This window comes from Mesorhizobium sp. ESP7-2 (assembly GCF_020164715.1).
GTDB lineage: Bacteria > Pseudomonadota > Alphaproteobacteria > Rhizobiales > Rhizobiaceae > Mesorhizobium.
On record NZ_JAIUGQ010000010.1, the window covers coordinates 49303 to 70688 of the forward strand.

Genomic DNA, 21386 nt, shown 5'->3' on the forward strand with positions numbered 1-21386 from the left:
TTCAGGCAGAGGATTGATCGCAGAGCGCTTCGACACTTCTTGCCAGCGCCTCCGGATCACCCACAATGCGCAGCGTCTTGAGCCGGGCCGTGCCGCCGGCAAAGACCGAAACGGCCGATACCGGCACGCCCAGCGCCTTGGCGACCAGCTTCTCCAGCGCTTGATTGGCGGCGCCGTTTTCCGGCACGGCGCGGACCCGCGCCTTCACGTGACTTCGTCCGTCCGCCGATGTTTCGACGCCTTCGAGCCGGTCCACGGAAGACTTCGGCGTTAGCCGCACGAACAGATCGACGCCGTTCTCGCGGATGCGGAACGGCGCGCTCATGCGATCGTCAGGCCAGCAGCAGCGGCGCCACCGTGGTGAGAATGAACTGCCTGAGGAAGAACAGGATCAGCAGCAGGATGATCGGCGAGATGTCGATGCCGCCAAGGTCGGGCATGAAGCGGCGGATCGGCCGCAGCGCCGGCTCGGTCAGCCGGTAGAGCATGTTGCCGATGCTGCCGACGAACTGGTTGCGCGAGTTGACGACGTTGAAGGCATAGAGCCAGGAAAAGATCGCCGAGGCGATGATGACCCACCAATAGAGGTCGAGCGCCATGACGATGGTTTGAATGAGGGCGAGCATGCCGGTCTCCAATTGTTGCCGACATGTAGCCATTACGCGCCAAACCGGCAAGGGCAGGTTCCACCCATGTGACCGGCTGTCGGGTTTTCGGTGAAGCGCCGCCTTGACAGGAAACCGCGTCGCCCGATAAATGCGCCATCCGCTGGACGGGGCTGTAGCTCAGCTGGGAGAGCGCGTCGTTCGCAATGACGAGGTCAGGAGTTCGATCCTCCTCAGCTCCACCAGCGGAATAATCGATTGTCCGCCTTTCCCGCGCGGCAACGCCCAAACGTCATCCGATACGTCGAGATGCGTCACACGGCGTCAATGCCCCCAAAAATGACCAGATGCGATTTCGCGTTGCCAGGTCGAGGCGCTCTGCCAGTCGCTGAGCCAGCGATAGACACCGTTCAATTCAACCTGAACACGAATGGCGCCGTACGGCTGACGCGCGAGCCGAGTTCCGGCGGCGGCGCCGGCGCGGTGGCACCCTGCAGCACCGCGAGCGCGGCACGGTCGAGTTCGGCATCGCCGGACGAACGGACGACCCGGGCCGACAGGATCCGGCCGGACGGGTCCATCGTGAAAGTCACGTTCACATTGCCCTGCGCGCGCCGGGATCTCGCGGCACGCGGGTAGCGCTTGTGGCGGTTGATCCACGCCGTCAGCCGCGATTCCCATTTGGCCGGGCTGAGACCCGAAAACCCCGGCGCGGATCTCGGCGCCGCCGCCTTCGCGGCGAGCCTGGCCTCGGCGCCCGCGGCACTTGCCGTCTTCGGCGGTTCCGCCTTTTCCTTCTTCGGCTTTGGCTTGGGCTTGTCGACAGGCTTTTTGACCTTGGCTTCGGTCGGTTTCTTTTCCTTGCGCCGCTCCGTCGGCCTTGCCTGCGGCAGCGGAACGACAACCTCCGGCGCGACGGTCTCGACAGTATCGGGGACGACCTCCTCCAGCGGCGGCCGGTCGACCGGTTCGGCCTTCGCGATCTCCGTAGGCCCGTCCGGCGGCACCGTTTCCGGCTCGGCAACAGGCTCCGCTTGCTCGACCACCTTGCCGGGCTCGGACTCGGCGGTCTTCTCGGTCTCTTCGAACGGCTCGGTCTGGTCGGGAATGGCCCCGTCGAGCATCGCTGCCTGTTCGGGCACCGCCGGTGCCACCATCATCGGCGCCATTTCGATCACCGGGGGCCGGCGGTCCGCTATCCGACGGTTCGACTGGACCGAATTTCTGCACGACATAAGCGACCGCGACATGCGCGCCAAGCATCAGCAAGGCCGCACATGCCCACAGGCCAAGGTCGCGCCAGCCGAAGCGCGACAGCGCCACCGTGGGCGAGGCCGCCGATCGTGTCATGGTGCGGCCGTTGCGCCTGGCACCGATGCGGCGGCATCACCGGCGGGCGCGGCCTCCAGGCCGACCAGGGCGACCCTCAGATAGCCGGCGCCGCGCAGCAGGTTCATCGCCTCCATCAGGTCGCCATAGGCGACCGCCTTGTCGGCGCGCAGGAAGATCCGCGTCTGCTTGTCCCCTTTGGTGCGGCTGTCGAGCGTGGCGGCAAAAGCCGGGCGCGGCACGGCGTCATTGCCGATCGCGAGCGTGAGATCATCCTTCAAGGTCAGGAAAAGCGGTGTCTCGGGGCGCGGCGCCGGCGTTGCCGTCGAGCCGGGCAGGTCGACATTGACATCCACCGTCGCCAGCGGCGCGGCGACCATGAAGATGATCAGGAGCACTAGGATGACATCGATGAACGGCGTGACCTTGATCTCGTGGTTCTCCTCGAAATCGTCGTCCATGGTCTGGCGGATCCGGCTGCCCATGGCCTTGCTCCGCTACTCGGCCGCCAGCGCCGTCGCGGGTGCGACGGTGCGGAAATCGAGGTCCCGGCTGACCAGCCGTTCGACGCCCGCCGAGGCGTCGGCCAGGATCTGCTGGTAGCCGGCTATCGAGCGGGCAAAGACGTTGTAGATCACCACCGCCGGAATTGCCGCCACCAGGCCCATCGCGGTGGCCAGCAGCGCCTCGGCGATGCCTGGCGCGACACGGCGAGATTGGTGGTCTGTGCCTGCGAAATGCCGATGAAGGCGTTCATGATGCCCCAGACGGTGCCGAACAGGCCGACGAAAGGCGCTGTGGAACCGATCGTCGCCAGCAGGCCGGTGCCGCGCGACATGCGCCGCGACGCCGCCGCTTCGATGCGCGACAGGCGCGAGCTGACCCGTTCCTTCAACCCGTCTCCGCCGACATGGTCGAGCGCACCGGCCGAAAGCGCGGTCTCTTCTTCCACTGCCCGCACCAGGAGCGCGCCGGGGCCGCCGCTGCGGTCGAGCGCGCGGCTCGCCTGCTTCAACGTCGCGGCATCGCCGATCGCGCGGACGGCACGGCGGACGTGCAGCTTGCCGCCGAAAATCTCCAGCGATTTGGCCAGCCATATCGTCCAGGTGACGAGCGACGCGAAGGCCAGTCCGATCATCACCCCCTTCACGATGATGTCGGCGGCCATGAACATGCCCCATGGCGACAAATCGTGCGGCAAGTTCAGCTCTATCGCCCCAGCAGGCGTCGCCCCCGCCGGCAGCGCGGGCGCAGATGTCGCCGGTGCTGCAGCCGCCGGGGTAGCGGGTGCCGGCGCAGGTGCCTCGACTGCTGGAACAGTACCAGCCGGTTGCTCCTGGGCCATCGCGCCGGTCGCCGCCAGGATCACCGATGCGACCAACGCCGCCAACAAACCATGTCTCGACACGAGCTTCTTCCTTGCATTTCTCCAGCGCGGCCGCCGCGTTCCAATCCCGGCTACCGCAGGCAGGTGCCCCGGCTGACTATGAAACATGAACCTATTAGTCAACATTAAAGATGACTTCATTCTCAAGAATTTGGGAATGCGCCGTAATATCCCTGAAACGCCACGACGCCGGTGGTCTGCGATATCCGCCCCAGGCCGTACGATGCCGGGCATCCGGCATCGCCGCATCGCCGCATCGCCGCATCGCCGCATCGATGCGAACTCGCTAGAGTGATCCGGCGGCAAGGAGTTCCGGATGATCAAGGCAATACCTTTCGACTACCCCTATGACGGCAGGCTGGTCGCCGAAAGCACCGCGTTGATCGTCATCGACCTGCAACAGGATTTCCTGTCGACATCGGGCTATTTCGCCAGGAAGGGGTATGACCCCTCGCCGCTGCGGGCGATCCTGCCCACGGTGAACCGCCTGATCGCGGCCGCGCGCAAAGCCGGCGTCACGGTCATCCACACGAGGCAGGGTTATCGTACCGACATGGCCGACATGACACCCTATGAGAAATGGCGCCGCAAGCGCGCCGGCCTCGACGGCACCGATGTCCTGCTGCGCTCGGGCGCAGGGTTCCAGATCGTTCCGGAGATCGATGTCGCGCCGCACGACATCATCGTCGACAAGACCTGCAACAGCGCTTTCACCTATACGGATTTCGAGCTTGTGCTGCGTGCGCGAGGCATCGCCCATCTGATGTTTTCAGGGTGCACGACGGATGTCTGCGTCCACACCACGCTGCGCGAGGCCTGTGACCGCAATTTCCAGTGCCTGACGATCTCGGACGCCTGCGCCAGCGGCGATCAAAGGGCGCATGAAGCGGCGTTGCACATGGTGACGGTCGAGGACGGCGTCTTCGGCGTGCTGGCCGATTCGGACGCCGTCATCGCTGGCTTGTCGCGTCTTGGCGACAGACCTGAAGCAACTGACGATTGATGGGTTTCAGCTCGCTGCCCGCGTCTCTAACCCTGGGCGAGGCGCGTAAGCTCCAGGCTGGAGTTCGCTGACTTCGCGGCGTGCCAGCGAGTTGCGCAGCAGCGCTAGTGTTTCCCGGCCGGCCGTCGCGATCTCGCATGGCGTATCAACGCCGACGATCATGAATTCATCGATGCCGAGAGCCGCATAAGCAAGCAGCGACAGCGCGACCTGGGCCGGCGGCCCGGAGAGGTCGACCGCCTTGTGGCCGGCGGCGGAAACACCTTCGTGGATCCTGACCGGAAGCGCGAAGCGTAGTTTGCCGGCGCGGCCATGTTCGGCTGCGGCGCCACGCGCCCGCTCCATCAATTGCCTGATATCGTTGATCGATCCCGGCGCTAGTTCGAAGACGTCGGCATGCCGGCCGGCCACCTTCAGCGCCGTTCCGGACTGCCCGCCCATACGGATCACGAGGTCGGCGCCATGCGGGCTCTTGCGCGGCACATAACCGTCCTTGATGCTGTAGAACGCGCCCTCGTGATCGAAGGGCCGATCGTTCGACCACAGACGCTTTAACAGCACCAGATATTCGTCGATGCGCTGCCAGACGACGCCATGTCCGACCGGCCGTGTGTCGGCGTCGTCATCGTTCAGCGGCTCGCTGATCATCCTGAGCGCCAGCCGTCCGCCGCCCGCCCTGTCGATGGACCCCAGCTGGCGGGCAGCCACCGTCGGTTCGATCACGCCGGCCCAATGGGTGAGCACCACTTCCAGCGAAGCGGTGCGGTCGAGCACCTGGGACGCAATATCCATGTTGGTCAGCAGCCCGGCCGAATCGTCGACGACGATCTTCTGGAACCCGCTATCCTCGATCAGCCCGAGCTTGGTCGCGGTCTCGGCGAAGTGATAGAAAAAAGGAACCGCCGCGTCGGCGGTCTTGCCGGGAACATGTGTGAATTCGGTCGGCATTGTCATCTCCTCCATTGCTGGAATCACCGATGCTGTGAAATGCGAATCCTCAGGCGCGCGAAAGCACTCCGGGATACGGTTCATTCAACTCCGATTGCCTGAAAGCTGTGGGGCAACAGCCCCTGTCGATCCCTTAGGGGATAAGGCCCAGCACGACTGCCCCGGTGAACACGAACGCAAGGGCAAAGACGAGATAGGCGAAAGCGCCGGCATAGGCCGGGCGGAAGCCCTGGGCATTCGCCAGCCTCTGGCCGTTGCTGTCGGTCTGGGCGTTCTGGATATAGGACATCGCGACCTCCGTCTCGCCGATTAATCTATAAAACTTGTAGACTTTGTCGATTGCTATTTTTGGGCCACTGGCAGAATTATTTTCTCATGAAACGCCAAAGATTGGTGTGAAGTTGCTGTGGGCGTGGGTTCGCGCCCTTACCGCTCCTCCCGTCGAAACGGCTTCAGCAGCGCCGACGGTGCCACCGCGTTGCGTGACATGACGGCCATGGCAACGATGGTGAAGATGAACGGCAGCATCAGGAATGCCTCGTAAGGGATATGCCCCAAACCGCTCGCCTGCATGCGCAGTTGCAGCGCATCGACGAAGGCGAACAGCAGCGCCGCACCCGCCGAGCGCCACGGATCCCAGCGGCCGAACACGACCAGCGCGATCGCCACCCAGCCGCGTCCGGACACCACGCCGAAGGTGAAGGCGTTGAATTGCGCCATCGACAGGAAGGCGCCTGCCAGACCCATCAAGGCACCGCCGAGAATGACAGCCTGGAAGCGCGTGGCGATGACGCTCACACCCGCCGAATCGGCGGCGCGCGGATTCTCGCCGACCATGCGCACCGACAGGCCCCAGGGCGTGCGGTAGAGCACGAAGGCCGCCAGCGGAATGGCCAGGATCGCCATGTAGACCAGCACGAATTGGTTGAACACCGCCGGGCCAAGCACGGGAATATCTGAGAAAATCGGGATCGGCAGTGTCTGAAAACCCTTAATGCTCGGCGGCACCGATTGCTGGCCGAAGATCAGCCGGTAGAGGAAATAGGCAAGCCCCGACGAGAACAGCGTGACGCCGATGCCGCAGACATGCTGGCTGAGGCCGAGCGCCACCGTGAACAGCGCATGCAGCGTGCCCATCAGCATGCCGGTCAACACCGCAACCAGCACGCCGAGCCACAGGCTGCCGCTGAGGCTGGTGGCGGTGAAGCCGGTCATCGCGCAGAGCAGCATGATGCCTTCGATGCCGAGATTGAGCACGCCGGCCCGTTCGGAGAACATTTCGCCAAGCGTGGCAAAGGCCAGCGGCGTGGCGATGCGGATGATGGCGGCGAGAAAGCCAACCTGAAAAATCTGTTCGAATACCGCGCTCATCCGATGGCTCCGACGCGGCGGATGCGATAGGCGGTGAACAGCAGCGCCACCAGCATGGCGAGCAGGGCCGTGCCCTGGATGACATCGCTGAGGAAGGCCGGTACACCGGTCGCGCGCGACATCGCCTCGGCCCCCGTCATCACGGCGGCAAGGAAGATCGCAGCCGGCACGACGCCGAGCGGGTTGAGCCGCGCCAGCATGGCGACGACGATACCGGAATAGCCGTAGCCCGGCGAGATATCGCTCATCACCTGGAAATGCACGCCGCCGACCTCGCCGACGCCGGCTAGCCCAGCCAGAGCGCCCGACAGCAGCGCCGTCGAGATCAGCACCCGCTCGACATGGATGCCGCCATATCTGGCCGCTTCCGGATTTTCGCCGGTGACCCTGATCCGGAAGCCGAGCGTCGTGCGCACGATCAGGAACCAGATCAGGGGTGCCGCGATCAGCGCCGCGACGACACCGAGATGCAGCCGCGTGCCTTCGATCAGCACCGGGAAGTTGGCCGAATCCTCGATCGGCGGCGAGATCGGATAGCCGCTGAAGCTGTCCTTCCACGGCCCCTCGATCAGCGCCATTAGCGCATAGTAGATAACCGAGTTGAGCAGCAAAGAACTCACCACATCATCGACCTTGAATTTTACACGCAGCGTCGCCGGCACCAGCGCGACCGCCGCACCCGCCGCCGCACCCGCCAGCGCCATCAGCAGCATGGCGAGCGGCCCCGGCATCGGGATGGCGCCGACGAAGCAGCTCGCCACCGCGCCGGCCAGCAACTGCCCCTCGGCGCCGATGTTCCAGAACTTGGCACGGAAGGCGACAGCCACCGCGAGCCCGGTGAAGATCATCGGTGCGGCCCGCACCAGCGTTTCGGTGATGGCGTAGCTGTCACCGAGCGAGGCCGTGAACATCCCGCCGTAGGACTCGAGCACACCGGCCCCGGCCAGAGCTATCAGGCCGCTGCACAGGACAAGAGTGGCCGCGATCGCCAGCAGCGGTAGCGCCAGATTGAACCAGGCGGGTGTGGAGGTACGAGCTTCCAGGCGAAACATCAGCCGTGGCCCTCTGCTTGCCGGATGTCAGTGCCGCCCCTCATCCGCCTGCCGGCACCTTCTCCCCGTATAGAGACGGGGAGAAGGGAGCTGTCGCGGCTTTCTGCGCCTCCTGGAAAATTGGCGAAACCATCGATGATAGCGCCCCTCTCCCCGTCTCTATACGGGGAGAGGATGCCGGCAGGCAGGTGAGGGGCAGCGCTAGCGTCTGAAAATTCAATCACTCTAAGCGCTCCCCTCAGCGCCGGTCATCAGCAGGCCAAGCCGCGCGATTGTGGCATCGGCGCTGTCGAGCGTGCCGGCGATGCGACCCTCATACATCACCGCGATACGGTCGCAGAGCACCAGCAGCTCCTCCAGATCCTCGCCGATGACGACGATGCCGCAGCCCTTGGCGCGCATGTCGAGGAATTTTTCGTGGATGAAGCGGGCCGCACCAATGTCGAGCCCACGCGTCGGCTGCGAGACGATCAGAACCTTCGGGTCAAAGGCAAGCTCGCGCGCCAGCAGCGCCTTCTGCAGATTGCCGCCGGACAGCGCGCCGGCCCGCGTCATAGGTCCGGGACATCTGATATCATAGGCCTTGATCTGTTCTTCGGCGAAAGTGCGGATCGCATCCGGCTTGAGCAGCCCCTTTGCGGAGAAGGCTGATGTGCCGATGCGCGGCAGCACCATGGAATCGGCAAGCGGCAAATTGGTGACCAGCCCCGTCGTCATGCGGTCTTCTGGGATGCGGCCGAGGCCGAGCGCCTGCACCTCGCGCGGCGAGAATTGCACGACCTGTTTGCCGGCTATCGTCATTTGACCACTGTCGGGCGCGCGCGTGCCCGAGATGACCTCCGCCAGTGCCCGCTGGCCATTGCCGGAGACGCCGGCAATGCCGAGGATTTCGCCGGCACGAACCGCAAGCGACACATCGCGCAGCGCCGTGCCCGAATGCTTCGAGGTCGAAATGCCATCGAGGGTGAGTACTGCCTCGCCCGGTCTCGATGGCCCGCGCGCCGGTGGCACGATTTCATGGCCGCACATCAATTGCGCCATTGCGGCCGATGTCGTGTTGGCGGGATCGTCTACCCGCCCGGCGACACGGCCATGCCGCAGCACCGTGCAGCGATGCGTCAGCGCCCGCACCTCGTTGAGCTTGTGCGAGATGAAGATGATGCCCAGCCCTTGCGCCGCCATGGAGCGTAGCGCCGAGAACAGCCCGTCGACCTCGCTCGGCGCCAGCACCGCCGTTGGTTCGTCGAGGATCAAGAGCCTGGCGCCGCGAAACAGCGCCTTGACGATTTCCAGCCGCTGCTGCTCGCCGACCGACAGCGCCGAGACCGGCAGGTTCGGATCAAGCGTCAGCCCGTGCTGGCTGCTGATTTCAGCCAGCCGCGCCAGCCCGCCGGCGCGATCGATCCGCCCCGATTTGCCAGGAATGCCGATGAGCAGATTTTCCAGCACGGTGAGCCGTGGTGCCAGATGAAAATGCTGATGCACCATGCCGATGCCGGCGGCCAGCGCGTCGGCCGAGCTGGTAATCCGCACCGGCCGGCCCTGGATCAGGATCTCGCCGGCATCCGGCGCGTAAGCGCCGAACAGCACGTTCATCAATGTCGTCTTGCCGGCGCCATTCTCGCCGAGCAGACCGAGGATTTCGCCCGGCGCCACGCTGAGGTCCACAGCCTCGTTCGCCTTGACGGCGCCGAACCTCTTGGTGATGCCGCGCATTTCGATGAGTGGGGCGGGCAAGAGTGCTCCTGGGAAGAATTGGCTGCGATTCAGCTTGATAGGGATGCGCTGCACCCCCTCTGGCCTGCCGGCCATCTCTCCCTCAAGGGGGGAGATCGGGTGTCATGTAGGCTTTCGCCAGTCTCCAAACTTCAAAAAAACCGCCGGAGACGCTGCCAATCTCCCCCCTCGAGGGGGAGATGCCCGGCAGGGCAGAGGGGGGCGCCACACACCGCCCCTCGCCAACAACCCTCAATCCGAAACCGGCGTGTTCTCGTCCACATCCACCCGGAAATTGCCTTCCAGGATCTCGGCCTTCTTCTTCTCGACCAGATCCTTGACCTCGGCGGGCAAGGTCTTGTCGAACTTGTGGAAGGGCGCCAGATAGGAGCCACCCTTGGCCATGCGCGAGAAATCGCCGTAATCCTGCGCGGTGTAGACGCCGGCCTTGACCAGCTTGATCGCCTGCTCGACCGTCGGGTACATGTCCCAGACCGGGCCGGTGATGACCGTGTCGGGGCCGAGGCTCGACTGGTCGGACATATTGGAGATGGCGAAGATCTTCTTCTCCACCGCCGCCTCGATGACGCCGAAGCGTTCGGCATAGATGACATCGACGCCGGCATCGATCTGTGCCACCGCGGCTTCCTTGGCCTTCGGCGGATCGAAGAAGGAGCCGATGAAGGCGACCTTCTTCTTGACGTTCGGATTGACCTCCTTGGCGCCGGCGAAGAAGGCGTTGACCAGCCGGTTCACTTCCGGAATGCCCATCGCCGCCACCGCGCCGACCGTGCCCGACTTCGACATCTTGCCGGCGATCATGCCGGAGAGATAGGCGGGCTCATGGATCCAGTTGTCGAAGACGCCGAAATTGGGTTCGGCCGGCCCGGCGCCCGACCCGAACAGCCAGGCGGTCTTGGGGAACTGCTTTGCCGTGCGGCGCGATTCACGCTCGGCGGCGAAGGCGTCGCCCAGCACCAGTTGATAGCCGCCCTGCGCATATTCGCGCATGACGCGGCTGAAGTCGGCGGTCTGCACCTTCTCGGACCATTTGTATTCGATGCCCAGTTCCTTCTCGGCCTTCTGCAGCGCGACGTGAATCTGGTTGTCCCAGGGTTCCTCGATCGGCGTGGCGAAGATCGCCGCGACCTTCAGTTTTTTGCCGGCCGCGAAGGCCGCACCTGGCAGCATCGCCGCCGCCAGGCCAAGCCCGCCCAGCTCCAGCACATTGCGTCGCGACAGGCCCGCGCGCATCGAAGGAGATTTGTTGTTCCGGTTTTCCATTGAAGTGCCCCTCTGTTCGACGGCCGTGTCGAGCCGGCCGTTCCAAAAATCAGACGGGGAACTATGGAACGGGTCCGGACTTTTGTCCACATGGTCAAATTTGGCGGAGCGAGCCGCTGCCATTATTCAAGGAGGGGCAACCAGAGGCCAATCGCTTCAGGTTCCGCTGCCCCTCACCTGCCTGCCGGCACCCTCTCCCCGTATAGTGACGGGGAGAGGGTGCTGTCATGGATGGTTTCGCCAATTGTCGGCGTTGCAGGAAAAAGCGCCAGCCTGCGGCCAGCCCCCTTCTCTCCGTCACTATACGGGGAGAGCCCGGCAGGGCGATGAGGGGCGGCGCCGGCTTCGACAAGGTTACCTGAAGCGATTTGCTTAGGCCCGCTCCAGCGCCACGGCGATGCCCTGGCCAACGCCGATGCACATGGTGGCCAGCGCGTAGCGGCCGCCGCGCTCGCGCAACTCAAGTGCGGCCGTCCCCGAGATGCGGGCGCCCGACATGCCCAGGGGATGGCCGAGCGCGATGGCGCCGCCATTCGGATTGACGTGTTCGGCATCCTCGGCGATGCCGAGCTGGCGCAGCACGGCGATGCCTTGCGAGGCAAAGGCTTCGTTGAGTTCGATAACATCGAATTGTTGCGGCGTCAGGCCGAGCCGCGCGCACAGTTTTTGCGTCGCCGGCGCTGGACCGATGCCCATGACGCGCGGCGCCACCCCGGCGGCCGCACCGCCAAGGATACGGGCGATCGGCGTCAGCCCGTATTTCTTGACAGCCGCTTCCGACGCAACGATCAGTGCCGCCGCGCCGTCATTGACGCCGGAAGCATTGCCCGCCGTCACGGTGCCGCCTTGCCGGAACGGCGTCGGCAGTTTGGCCAACGTCTCGACCGTGGTGCCGGCGCGGGGATGTTCATCCTTCGACACGATGACCGCATCGCCCTTGCGCTGCGGGATCGTCACCGCAGTGATCTCCTTCGCCAGCCGGCCATTGGCTTGTGCCGCGACCGCCTTGTCCTGGCTGCGCACGGCAAAGGCATCCTGGTCCGCGCGCGACACGCCAAAGTCCTCGGCAACGTTCTCGCCTGTCTCCGGCATCGAATCGACGCCATACTGCTTCTTCATCAGCGGGTTGACGAAGCGCCAGCCGATGGTTGTGTCGTAAATCTCTGCATTGCGCGAAAACGCCGTGTCGGCCTTGGGCATGACGAAGGGCGCACGGCTCATCGATTCGACACCGCCCGCGATCATCAGTTCCGCTTCGCCGGCCTTGATGGTGCGCGCGGCGATGGTCAGCGCATCCATGCCTGAGCCGCACAGGCGATTGACGGTCGAGCCGGGGACTTCCTTGGGCAGGCCGGCCAGCAGCAGCGCCATGCGTGCCACGTTGCGGTTGTCCTCGCCGGCCTGGTTGGCGCAGCCATAGACGACGTCGTCGACCGCCTGCCAATCGATGCCGGGATTGCGCTCGAGCAAAGCCTTCAGCGGGATGGCGCCAAGGTCATCGGTACGCACCGAAGACAGCGAACCGCCGAAGCGGCCGATCGGCGTGCGGATGTAGTCGCAAATATAGGCCTCGGCCATATCAGGCAGCCTTCCCTTTTCCGGTCCCCTCATGCGCCGCCTTGGTGCGGGCCTGCAGGTCGCGCAATGTCCTCAGTTCGAGTTCGCTTGGCGCCGGTGTTTCGTCAAGCGCCTCGGCGAACTTGACCACCCAGCCACAGCTCTCCTGGACCTGCTGACGGGTGACACCGGGATGCAGTGACACGACAGTGAATTCCTTGGTCACCAAATCCGGCTTCCAGATAGCGAGATCGGTGATCAGCAATGTCGGGCCAGCGGTGTCGATGCCAAGCCGCTTGCGATGATCGCCGCCTTCGCCATGGCCGAAGGAGGTGAAGAAATCGATCTTCTCGACCATGCCGCGCTTGGTCTGCGCCATGGTGATATAGACCTCCTTCGAAGACGTCGCGATCTCCGGTGCGCCGCCGCCGCCTGGCAACCTTGTCTTGGGATGAAAATAGTCGCCGATGACGGTCGTGTTGATGTTGCCGAACTTGTCGAACTGCGCCGCACCGAGAAAACCGATGGAAATGCGGCCGCCCTGCAGCCAGTAGCGGAACATCTCCGGCACCGCGACGGTGGTGATGGCGGTTTCGCACAATTCGCCATCGCCGATCGACAGCGGCAGCACGTCGGGCGCGGTGCCGATCGTGCCGCTCTCGTAGATCAGCGTGATGTCGGGCGCATGGGTCAGCCGCGCGACGTTGCAGGCGGCCGATGGCGCGCCGATGCCGACGAAGCAGACATCGTCGTTCTTCAACGCACGGCTGGCGGCGATCGTCATCATCTCGTTGGGGGTAAAGGCGAGCTCGCTCATGCCGCTTTCCTCAGATGCTCGACGCGGGCCGCGAAATCGTCGGCGGTTCTTTCGATGACGTGCGCCTGCATCCACGCCTGGAATTTTTCCCGGTCGGCGGCGATCTCGTCCCATTCCAGATAAGCCGCATTGTCGCGCGCGTAATAGCCATGCGCGTAGGAGGGGTGCGAGCCGCCGGGCACCACCGCGATCGCCGAAAGGGTCCAGCGCGGCAGCACGGTCAGGTTCGGGTGCAGATCGTCGAAATTGTCGACCACCTGCTCGACCGTTACCACCGCGCGTTTGGCCGCCAGCACGGCTTCCTTCTGGATGCCGATGATGCCCTCGACCAGCACATTGCCTTTTCTATCCGCCTTCTGTGCGTGGATGAAGGTGACGTCGGGTCGGATCGAAGGCACGGCCGCCAGCGCCTCGCCGGTGAACGGACAGGTGACAGATTTGATGTTCGGATTTACATCAGCCAACCCGGCGCCGCGATAGCCGCGGAAGACAGCGCAAGGCAGGCCCGCCGCGCCCGCCTCATAGGCATTGGCCATGCCGGCATGGCTATGCTCTTCGACCTCGATCGACCGGGGAAAACCATTCTCGATCGCATCGCGGGCGCGTCGCAGCAGGCCGACGCCGGGATTGCCGATATAGGAGAAGACGATTTTCTTCGCCATGCCCATGCCAATCATCTGGTCGTAGATCAGGTCGGGCGTCATGCGGATCAGGGTCAGGTCGCGGAACCCCTGGCGGATCGCCTCATGCGCCGCGGCTGTCGGGATCAGATGGGTGAAGCCTTCGAAGGCGACCGTATCGCCATGGCCCAGGTTCTCGGCCACGGCCTGTTTGAGCGGCAGGAACTTGACCATCGCGGCGACCCTCACGATTCAAAAAGTTCGCATTGCGAACATAAGTATTGCATGTGATACTTTCTGCGCCTGCTTCCAGGCGGAGTCAATGCTGGCGAAATCGCTTTGTCAGAGGACGAGATGGACGAAGAGACCGTTTCCCGTGATCATGTCGGCTCGCTCGAGCGCGGTCTTGCCGTGATGGAGATCCTGGCCCGGCACCCCTCGGGCATGACGCTGACGGAGATGGCCGAGGAAGCGGGTCTGACCCGCGCCGGTGCCCGGCGCTTCCTTCTCACTCTGGTTGCCACCGGCTATGCCACCCAGTCGGCCCGTGTGTTTTCACTCTCGCCGCGCCTGCTGAGCGTTGCCCGAATTTGGCTCGCCGGCACTTCCCTATGGACCTTCGCCGCGCCCATCATGCGCGCGGTGGCGGCGCAGTTGAACGAGGCCTGTTCGGCGGCGATCCTGTCGGGCGAGGATGTCGTCTATGTCGCTCGCATTCCCGGGCGGCGCATCTTGAGCGTGTCGCTCGACGTCGGCACCAGACTGCCCGCCTATTGCACCTCGATGGGGCGGATGCTGCTGGCTGGGCTGACACCAGCGGAATTGGACGCCTTTCTTAGCCGCGCAACCATCGAAAGCTGGACGCCGAAGACGATCACCGACAGGTCATTGCTCGCAGAGGCCATCGGCAAGGCTGGAACGGATGGCTTCGCCGTCGTCGACGAAGAACTGGAACTCGGCCTGCGCTCGATCGCCGTGCCGATCCGCGACAAGGCTGGACCCACGGTCGCGGCGATCAATGTCTCGACCCAGTCGGCACGGTTTTCCGTCGCGGAGATGGAGCGGGAGATTTTGCCTGCGCTGCTTGAGGCCAGGCAGCGTGTCGAGGACTTTTTTGTGGTCTGAGAAGCCTTGTTATGCTTTCCGGCGTCGGCGGGCCGGCGCCCCCCTCTGCCCTGCCGGGCATCTCCCCCTCAAGGGGGGAGATCGGATGTCGCGATCGCCTCGCCAATTTTTCACCTCCGAAGAAGAGGCGCTGAAGTCAAAACTGCCAATCTCCCCCCTCGAGGGGGAGATGCCCGGCAGGGCAGAGGGGGGGCGCTGGCCCGTCAGCGTCTAAAATAAGCGCCCCCTCAATGCTTGATCCTATCCCGCATCGCGTACCACAGCATCCCAAGCACATAGAGCGGCCCGCGCAAGGCCGTCCCACCCGGGAACGGCATCGGACTTAGTGTCGAGAACAAGTCGAGCCGCGAGGCATCGCCGGTGATCGCCTCTGCCAGCAGCTTGCCTGACAGTGTCGACAGGATGACGCCCTTGCCGGAATAGCCATGTGCGAAATAGACCTCGCCATAGTGCCCGACATGCGGCAGCCGCGACGTCGTCACCGACACCAGTCCGCCCCAGGCATGGTCGATGCGGCATCCCTTGAGCTGCGGGAAGGTGCCTTCCATGTGCGGCCGCACGAAGCCAGCGATGTCGGCCGGCGGTGACGGCGTGTAGCGCTCGCCGCCGCCGAACAGCAGGCGTCCATCCGCCGACATCCTGTAATAATTGACGACGAAGCGTGTGTCGGACACCGCGACATTGGCCGGGATGACGTTGCGAGCGCCCTCCAGCGGCTCGGTGGCGACGATATAGTTGCCGACCGGCATGATGCGGCTGTTGACGCGCGGCTCCAGCCCGTTGAGCAGCGCATCGCCGGCCAGCACGACATGTCTGGCCCGCACCGATCCCTTTGCCGTCGAGATCCGGATCGAGGGTTCGCGCTCCAATTTCACCGCCACTGAATTCTCGTGGATGGTGACGCCGGCAGCGACAGCCGCGCGGGCAAGCCCGAGCGTGTAGTTCAACGGATGCATGTGGCCGCCGAGCGGCTCATACATCGCGCCGTGATAGGGCGTGTCGACCTTGGCCCGAGCCTCTGCCGCCGAGAGAATCTCGACCTCGCGGAATTTCATCACGCTCTCGAGGCACTTGGCTTCTTCTTCCAAATCCTTGAGGTCGGAGCCATTGACCGCGCCGACCAGATGGCCGGTCAGCCTGAGATCGCAATCGATGGCGTTACGCTTGATGATGTCGAGCACCAGCCCGCGCGCCTCGAAGGCGAGGTCGAACAGCACCTTGGCCTGCTCGGGTCCGTAGAGCTTGACCAGACCCTTGGCGCCCTTGCGCAGGCCGGGGATCATCTGGCCGCCATTGCGGCCCGATGCACCCCAGCCGATCCTGCCGCCTTCGAGCAGCACCACCTTCAGCCCGCGCTCGGCGGCGTGAAGGGCGGCCGACAGGCCGGTGCAGCCGCCGCCGACGACGACCAGATCCGCCTCGACATCGCCGATCAGCGCCAGATGGTCCGGCGCCGGATTGGCGGTCGCGACATAATAGGATTTGCCGATATCGAGACCGGAATTGAAACCCGTCGAAGATGCCATGATCACACCTTCAAGAGCAGATGGTCGCGTTCCCAGCTCGTCACCACGCTCTGGAACAGGTCGAGCTCGACGCTCTTGACGCGCAGATAGGTCTGGAAGAAATCCTCGCCCAGCAATTCCCGCACCGGGCCGCAGGCGGTGAAGCGGTCGAGCGCTTCCTCCATGGTCTTCGGCAGCGTGCTCTTGATCTTGTAGGCATTGCCCGACGCTTCGTCCGAGCGCGCCAGCTTCTGCTCGACGCCGAGATAGCCGGCAAGCAGCGAGCCGGCGATCGCCAGATAGGGATTGCAATCGGCGCCCGGCAACCGGTTCTCGACCCGCCTTGCCGCGCGTCCGCCGGCCGGTACGCGCAGGCCGCAGGAGCGGTTGTCATGCGACCACTCGATGTTGGCCGGCGCGCTGTGGTTGGGCCGGATGCGGCGGAACGAGTTCACGTTGGGCGCGAACAGCGGCATGATTTCGGGAATATACTTCTGCAGGCCGCCGATGAAATGGCCGAACATCCCGGTGTCGGCGTCGTCGCTGCTGGCGAAAAGCGCGTTGCCGGCTTCGTCGACGACGGACATGTGCAGATGCATCGAGCTGCCGGCCTGGGCCGCGATCGGTTTGGCCATGAAGGTCGCATGCATGCCGCATTGCTGCGCGGCCTGCCGCGTAAACCGCTTGAACAAAAGCACCTGGTCGGCCAGCGGCAGCGCGTCGCCATGCAGCAGGTTGATTTCCAGCTGCGCGGTGCCCGATTCATGGATCAGCGTGTCGAGTGGCAGGCCGGCGGCGGCGGCATGTTCGTAGACGCGGCGGATCACCGGCTCGAATTCTTCCAGCGCGGCCATGTCATAGGGATGCTGCACGGTTTCAGTGCGGCCATTGACGCCGACCGGTGCGGTCAGCGGTCTGTCCGGATCCGAGTTGGGCGCGGTGAGATAGAATTCAAGCTCCGGCGCCACCACCGCGCGCCAGCCGCGCTGGCGATAGAGATCGAGCACGGCGCGCAGCACATGGCGCGGCGAGGCCATCCATGGCCTGCCGTCCATGTGGAACGCGTCGGCAAAGACATAAGCCTTGCCTGCCCCCGCACCCCGCGCCAGGCACAGCGTCGAGACATCGGGCAGCATGCGCATGTCGGGGTCCGAATAGGCAAAACCCTCGTCGATAGACCCGGAATAGCGGCCGTCGATGCTGACCAGGAAGGCGCTGCTCGGCAGATAGAGCGCGCGGTCTTCCAGCGCCTTGAGGAATTTGGCGGTCGGCAGCGCCTTGCCGCGCAGCACGCCGTTCATGTCGGGCACCAGGCATTCGACTTCAGTGATGCCGTGCTGCGTGAGCCAGGCCTTGGGGTCGGCGATTGCGGTATTCGTGTTCTTGTCGAGCATTTCGTTCATGTCCGTATCAGGGAGAGAATGGCTTGCGCGGCCACGTCCGTTCCGGGTTTCAGCGCCATCTCGGCTGCATTGTCCCTGAGGCGGGCGCGCATGGCGTCATCGGCCAGCAGGCCGAGAATGGCTCTCTCCAATCCTCCTTCGGTCCAGCCGTCACGGCCGATATGGTCGCCTACGCCGGTCTCTCCGGCGCGTTGCGCATTGTCGTGTCCGTCCCAGCAATAGGGCATGATCAGCGACGGCACGCCGAAGCGCAGCGCCTCGCAAAAGCTGTTGTTGCCGCCGTGGTGGATGAACAGGTCCGACTTCGCCACCACGGAGGGCTGCGGAAACCAGGCGTCGAGATAGACATTGTCGGGCACCGCGCGGTAGGCATCGCGCAGGCCACCGACATTGACGATGAAGCGGGCCGGCAGCCGGTCGAAGACGGCAAGCATGCGCTCGATCAGGCCGACATCCATGGCGCCGAGACTGCCGAAGCTGACATAGACCAGCGGCCCGCCATTGCGTGGAAAAACCGGCACCTCGAACGGCCCTTCCGAGCGCACGCAACCTTCGAGATAGACGAAGCGATCGGGGTCGAGCGGTTCGGCGCGCTCGCGGCGCACGATCGTCGGCGTCAAGAGCAGATTGAGGTCGGGCGAGGCTTCGAGGAACAGGCCTTTCGGCAATGGCGCCAGGCCGCAATCCACACGAAAACGGTTGAAGCGGTCATGCGCCGGAGCCGAAGCCGCGAGATAGCGGGCTTCGAACGCCCCGCGTTGCGGATCATCGGCGGCAAGCCCGGACAGATAGGGCGGCACTTCGGCATCAGGCAGCTCCGTCTCGGCGCAGGAGACGACGCGCACCCACGGGCATCCGGCCGCTGCTATCGCCGGGAACATGATGACGTTGTCGAGCACCACGGCATCGGGCTTCAGCCGCGCCAGCAATTGGCGCAGCGGCGCCTCGGCATTGACCGCCGTGTCGACGATTGCCTGCCAGGTCGGCGCGACATAGGTTTCTAGCTGATCGATCGGGCTCAGCCTGAAATGCGGCAGATGCCGGCGCATGAAGGCCTGCCAGTAGCTCTGGCGCTCGCTGTCGCTCAGCGGCTCCTCGGTCGGCAACTGATATTCCTGGAAACCGTAGTCGGCAAAGACGCCGGAAAACCCGGCATGGCAGATGAACACCGGCCGCGCGCCCTTCGCGCGCAGCGCCTGTGCGATGCCGACGCAATTCAACGCTGCCCCGAAACTGGCTTCGGGAAACAGCGCGATGGTCGGGCTCGCTTTACGCGTCAATTAATCCTCTTCATTCGGGCCGGCTGATCATGCCGAACAGCGCGGGGGCGCCGCGGCTGGCCGCCTGCGGTCGCTGGCTGCGGGAGAGCCGCAGGTGAATGCGAAGCAGATCGGCAGCAACCTCATACTGCCGGCTTTCGAGATGGTCGAGTATGTTCAGGTGCTCGCGCAACGATTGCTTCAGCCGGAAGACGTTGACGCCGGCATAGATGCCGGGAAGCCGCCGCAGCCTGAGATGATCGGCCAGCGCGTCGGCGACGAAGCGGTTGACGCAGCCCTCGGCGATCATGCCGTGGAAATCGATGTCGAGCCGCTGGAACTCGCGCGTATCGAACGCGGCGTCGGGCAGCGCCGACAGCGCCTCCATGCCCTGGCGCAACATCGCGGCGCGCGCCCCATCCAGCTGGAAGCCAGGTGTCAGGATGGCCGCCGGCTCCAGCAAAAGCCGGAACTCGTAGCTTTCGCCTTGCACCTCCGGATCGTCCGGTGCGCGGCGGAATAGCCAGGATTGCCCCGGCGCCCGATCGAGAAGGTTTTCTTCCGTCAGTTTATTAAGCGATTTTAATACCGTCTTTCTCTCGGCACGGTACCGTCGCATCAACCCGGCGACGGTCACCGTCTGGTCCAGGCGCCGAGCCGACCGGTCGCGCAGGATGGCTTCGGCAAGCTCGTCTTCCTCGGCGGCGGGCAATTCGGCTGATATCGCCGGCTGCGCGGCGAGGTCGATCGCCATGACATAACCGGTGTCGGCCTCCCAGCGCACGACACCCTGTTCCGCGAGCAGGCTGAGCGCCGCCCGTACCGGAGTGCGTGAGACGCTGCATAGCGAGGCGATCTGCTGCTCCGGCAGGCGTGTGCCGGGCGCGAAGCCGCGCTGGCGCGCTACATCCAGGATGCGCTGGGCCAGATCGAGATGATTGGTGCGGGGTCGTCGGGCTGCGGTTTGCATGACTGTGCTCGTGAACGGACGTGACAGCACTGGTTTGACCGATCGGCCTTTCCAGCGCAATCGGCCAGATTCCTCGGCCGGTTGACAAATTATGGATTGACGTACTTTTTTCTGCAATAGTACTGTCGGCACAATCGGCGATAAAAAGACCGAGGGAACGGGATCGATGCGGCGGCGCATGTCGCGCGGGTCCAGAACGAATTCGACGAACCAACCGGAATGGGAGTCCGCCATGAGTGCAACCAGCCTGCGGCGCCATGCGCTGAGAATGCCTTCAATCGCTCTCGGCCTTGCCTTGGCGCTGTCCGCGCAGGCTGACGCCGCCGACCTCGTCATCTCCAATTGGGACGGCTACATGGCGCCCGATGCCATGGCCGCCTTCAAGACGGCGACGGGCGTCTCCGGCGAAGTCGTGGTGCACGCCACCAATGAAGAGATCATGGGCAAGCTGATTGCCGCCGGCGGCAAGGGCTATGACGTGGTCTTCGTCTCCTCGCCCTTCGCCGAGGTGCTGAACAAGCTCGGCCTGACCGAGCCGATGGACCATGCCAAGATCCCCAACCTCGCCAACCTCTACCCGGAAGCGACCAAGCTGCCGCATGATGTCGGCAACACTTTCTCCGTGCCTTATACCTGGGGCACGACCGGCCTCTGCTACCGCTCGGATCTGGTCAAGACCGCGCCGACAAGCTGGAGCGACCTGCTGGCGCCGTCGGACGAGCTGAAGGGCAAGACCACTATGCTGGCGACCGACCGCTGGCTGCTCGCCGCCGGCCAGCTCGACAAGGGGTTCTCCGTCAACGAGACCGACCCCGCCAAGATGGCTGAGGTCAAGGACCTCTTGATCTCGGCCAAGAAAACCCTGCTCGCCTATGACGACACCACCTTCTATTCGAAGCTGGTCTCGGGCGAAGCGCTGATGGTGCAGGCCTGGGACGGCTGGTGCAATTACGGCATCGCCGACAAGCCCGAGATCAAATACGTCATTCCCAAGGAAGGTTCGGATCTCTGGGTCGACACGATGGTGGTGATGAAGGCATCCGAGCATAAGGATGCAGCCTTCCAGTTCATCAACTTCATGCTCGACGCCAAGAACCACGCCTGGGCGGCCCAGAACATCGACTACAAGGTGCCGAACAAGCCGGCCATGGAAAGCCTGCCGACCGACTTCCTGGCGAAATTCCCCAACATGGCGATGCCGGTGGCCGACCTCGTCAAGTTCGAGCAGTTGCGTGACGTCGGCGAAGCCCAGCGCGACTATTCCAAGATCGTCAGCGAGATCAAGGCCGCGCAGTAGGCACTTCTGGAATTAGAGCTTGCGTTCCTTCACGCCCCCCTCTGGCCTGCCGTCTGTCTCCCCCTGTGATGAGGAGATCCACCGGCTTGCGGCCTTTCGCCAATCGCCAGCGCAGCGCCCGCTCATCCGGCCGCTGCG

General features: G+C 64.4%; 19 protein-coding genes, 1 tRNA gene and 2 pseudogenes. 4 read left to right on the plus strand and 18 right to left on the minus strand.

The features are described 5' to 3' along the window. Position 1 precedes the first annotated feature (1 nt). Entirely contained in the window at positions 2 to 325 is a 324-nt protein-coding gene (locus LB543_RS12260) for a DUF167 domain-containing protein (RefSeq protein WP_224614279.1), read from the minus strand. 7 nt (positions 326 to 332) lie between these two features. Next, entirely contained in the window at positions 333 to 626 is a 294-nt protein-coding gene (locus tag LB543_RS12265; protein ID WP_015315112.1) for a YggT family protein, read from the minus strand. A 148-nt stretch (positions 627 to 774) separates the two neighbouring features. Between LB543_RS12265 and LB543_RS12270 the strand changes: the two genes are divergently transcribed. Next, positions 775 to 850: transfer RNA gene (locus LB543_RS12270), tRNA-Ala, on the plus strand. A gap of 165 nt (positions 851 to 1015) precedes the next feature. Here the strand turns inward: LB543_RS12270 and LB543_RS12275 are convergent. The 3 genes and pseudogenes from LB543_RS12275 to exbB all read right to left on the minus strand — a co-directional run bounded on the left by LB543_RS12275 (position 1016) and on the right by exbB (position 3342). Continuing rightward, complete coding sequence (locus tag LB543_RS12275) at positions 1016 to 1774, minus strand: energy transducer TonB (RefSeq protein ID WP_224614280.1); 759 nt, start codon at positions 1772 to 1774, stop codon at positions 1016 to 1018. Positions 1775 to 1951: 177 nt separating this feature from the next. Beyond that, on the minus strand, positions 1952 to 2419 hold the full coding sequence (gene exbD, locus LB543_RS12280) for a TonB system transport protein ExbD (RefSeq protein WP_224614281.1): 468 nt from the start codon (positions 2417 to 2419) through the stop codon (positions 1952 to 1954). A gap of 12 nt (positions 2420 to 2431) precedes the next feature. Further along, positions 2432 to 3342: pseudogene (exbB, locus tag LB543_RS12285) on the minus strand (tonB-system energizer ExbB). Positions 3343 to 3637: 295 nt separating this feature from the next. Between exbB and LB543_RS12290 the strand changes: the two are divergent. After that, positions 3638 to 4324, plus strand: a complete 687-nt coding sequence (locus LB543_RS12290; RefSeq protein WP_140761598.1) for a cysteine hydrolase family protein — start codon at positions 3638 to 3640, stop codon at positions 4322 to 4324. Positions 4325 to 4330: 6 nt separating this feature from the next. Here the strand turns inward: LB543_RS12290 and LB543_RS12295 are convergent, their stop codons facing one another. From LB543_RS12295 to LB543_RS12340, 9 genes and pseudogenes are all read right to left on the minus strand, one after another. After that, a complete protein-coding gene (locus LB543_RS12295) occupies positions 4331 to 5272 on the minus strand; it encodes an LLM class flavin-dependent oxidoreductase (protein ID WP_224614282.1) in 942 nt (313 codons plus the stop codon). Between the two features lie 133 nt (positions 5273 to 5405). Further along, positions 5406 to 5561, minus strand: coding sequence for a hypothetical protein (locus LB543_RS12300; RefSeq protein ID WP_140751827.1), 156 nt, complete (start codon positions 5559 to 5561; stop codon positions 5406 to 5408). 137 nt (positions 5562 to 5698) lie between these two features. Further along, on the minus strand, positions 5699 to 6643 hold the full coding sequence (locus LB543_RS12305) for an ABC transporter permease (protein ID WP_224614283.1): 945 nt from the start codon (positions 6641 to 6643) through the stop codon (positions 5699 to 5701). Then, the gene (locus LB543_RS12310) at positions 6640 to 7695 is read right to left on the minus strand and encodes an ABC transporter permease (RefSeq protein ID WP_224614284.1); all 1056 of its coding nucleotides are present in this window, start codon (positions 7693 to 7695) and stop codon (positions 6640 to 6642) included. Before LB543_RS12310 ends, LB543_RS12305 begins: the two co-directional genes overlap by 4 nt. 465 nt (positions 7696 to 8160) lie before the next feature. Further along, positions 8161 to 9507, minus strand: a pseudogene (locus LB543_RS12320) (ABC transporter ATP-binding protein); the annotation flags it as partial. A gap of 156 nt (positions 9508 to 9663) precedes the next feature. After that, positions 9664 to 10695, minus strand: a complete 1032-nt coding sequence (locus LB543_RS12325; protein WP_140761585.1) for a BMP family protein — start codon at positions 10693 to 10695, stop codon at positions 9664 to 9666. A gap of 372 nt (positions 10696 to 11067) precedes the next feature. After that, positions 11068 to 12273: a 3-oxoadipyl-CoA thiolase gene (gene pcaF, locus LB543_RS12330; protein ID WP_224614285.1), complete on the minus strand. Its 1206-nt coding sequence runs from the start codon at positions 12271 to 12273 to the stop codon at positions 11068 to 11070. Position 12274: 1 nt separating this feature from the next. Then, entirely contained in the window at positions 12275 to 13069 is a 795-nt protein-coding gene (locus tag LB543_RS12335) for a CoA-transferase subunit beta (protein ID WP_224614286.1), read from the minus strand. Continuing rightward, positions 13066 to 13923 (minus strand): CoA transferase subunit A, encoded by an 858-nt coding sequence (locus LB543_RS12340; RefSeq protein ID WP_224614287.1) that lies wholly within the window; start codon positions 13921 to 13923, stop codon positions 13066 to 13068. The genes LB543_RS12335 and LB543_RS12340 overlap by 4 nt, the downstream gene beginning before the upstream one ends. 120 nt (positions 13924 to 14043) lie before the next feature. On the opposite strand from LB543_RS12340, the gene LB543_RS12345 reads away from it, so the two are divergent. Next, positions 14044 to 14814, plus strand: a complete 771-nt coding sequence (locus tag LB543_RS12345; protein ID WP_224614288.1) for an IclR family transcriptional regulator C-terminal domain-containing protein — start codon at positions 14044 to 14046, stop codon at positions 14812 to 14814. A 227-nt stretch (positions 14815 to 15041) separates the two neighbouring features. Here LB543_RS12345 and LB543_RS12350 read toward each other — a convergent pair whose 3' ends face one another. Genes LB543_RS12350 through LB543_RS12365 form a run of 4 tightly spaced genes read right to left on the minus strand, consistent with a single transcriptional unit; the run spans position 15042 to position 20131 of the window. Further along, positions 15042 to 16340, minus strand: coding sequence for an NAD(P)/FAD-dependent oxidoreductase (locus LB543_RS12350; RefSeq protein ID WP_181182920.1), 1299 nt, complete (start codon positions 16338 to 16340; stop codon positions 15042 to 15044). Positions 16341 to 16342: 2 nt separating this feature from the next. Continuing rightward, entirely contained in the window at positions 16343 to 17713 is a 1371-nt protein-coding gene (locus LB543_RS12355) for a glutamine synthetase family protein (RefSeq protein ID WP_318012963.1), read from the minus strand. A 5-nt stretch (positions 17714 to 17718) separates the two neighbouring features. Next, entirely contained in the window at positions 17719 to 19002 is a 1284-nt protein-coding gene (locus LB543_RS12360; protein ID WP_224614290.1) for a nucleotide disphospho-sugar-binding domain-containing protein, read from the minus strand. Positions 19003 to 19012: 10 nt separating this feature from the next. Further along, complete coding sequence (locus tag LB543_RS12365) at positions 19013 to 20131, minus strand: GntR family transcriptional regulator (RefSeq protein WP_224614291.1); 1119 nt, start codon at positions 20129 to 20131, stop codon at positions 19013 to 19015. A gap of 52 nt (positions 20132 to 20183) precedes the next feature. On the opposite strand from LB543_RS12365, the gene LB543_RS12370 reads away from it, so the two are divergent. Then, positions 20184 to 21248, plus strand: a complete 1065-nt coding sequence (locus LB543_RS12370) for a spermidine/putrescine ABC transporter substrate-binding protein (RefSeq protein WP_224614292.1) — start codon at positions 20184 to 20186, stop codon at positions 21246 to 21248. Positions 21249 to 21386: the final 138 nt, after the last annotated feature.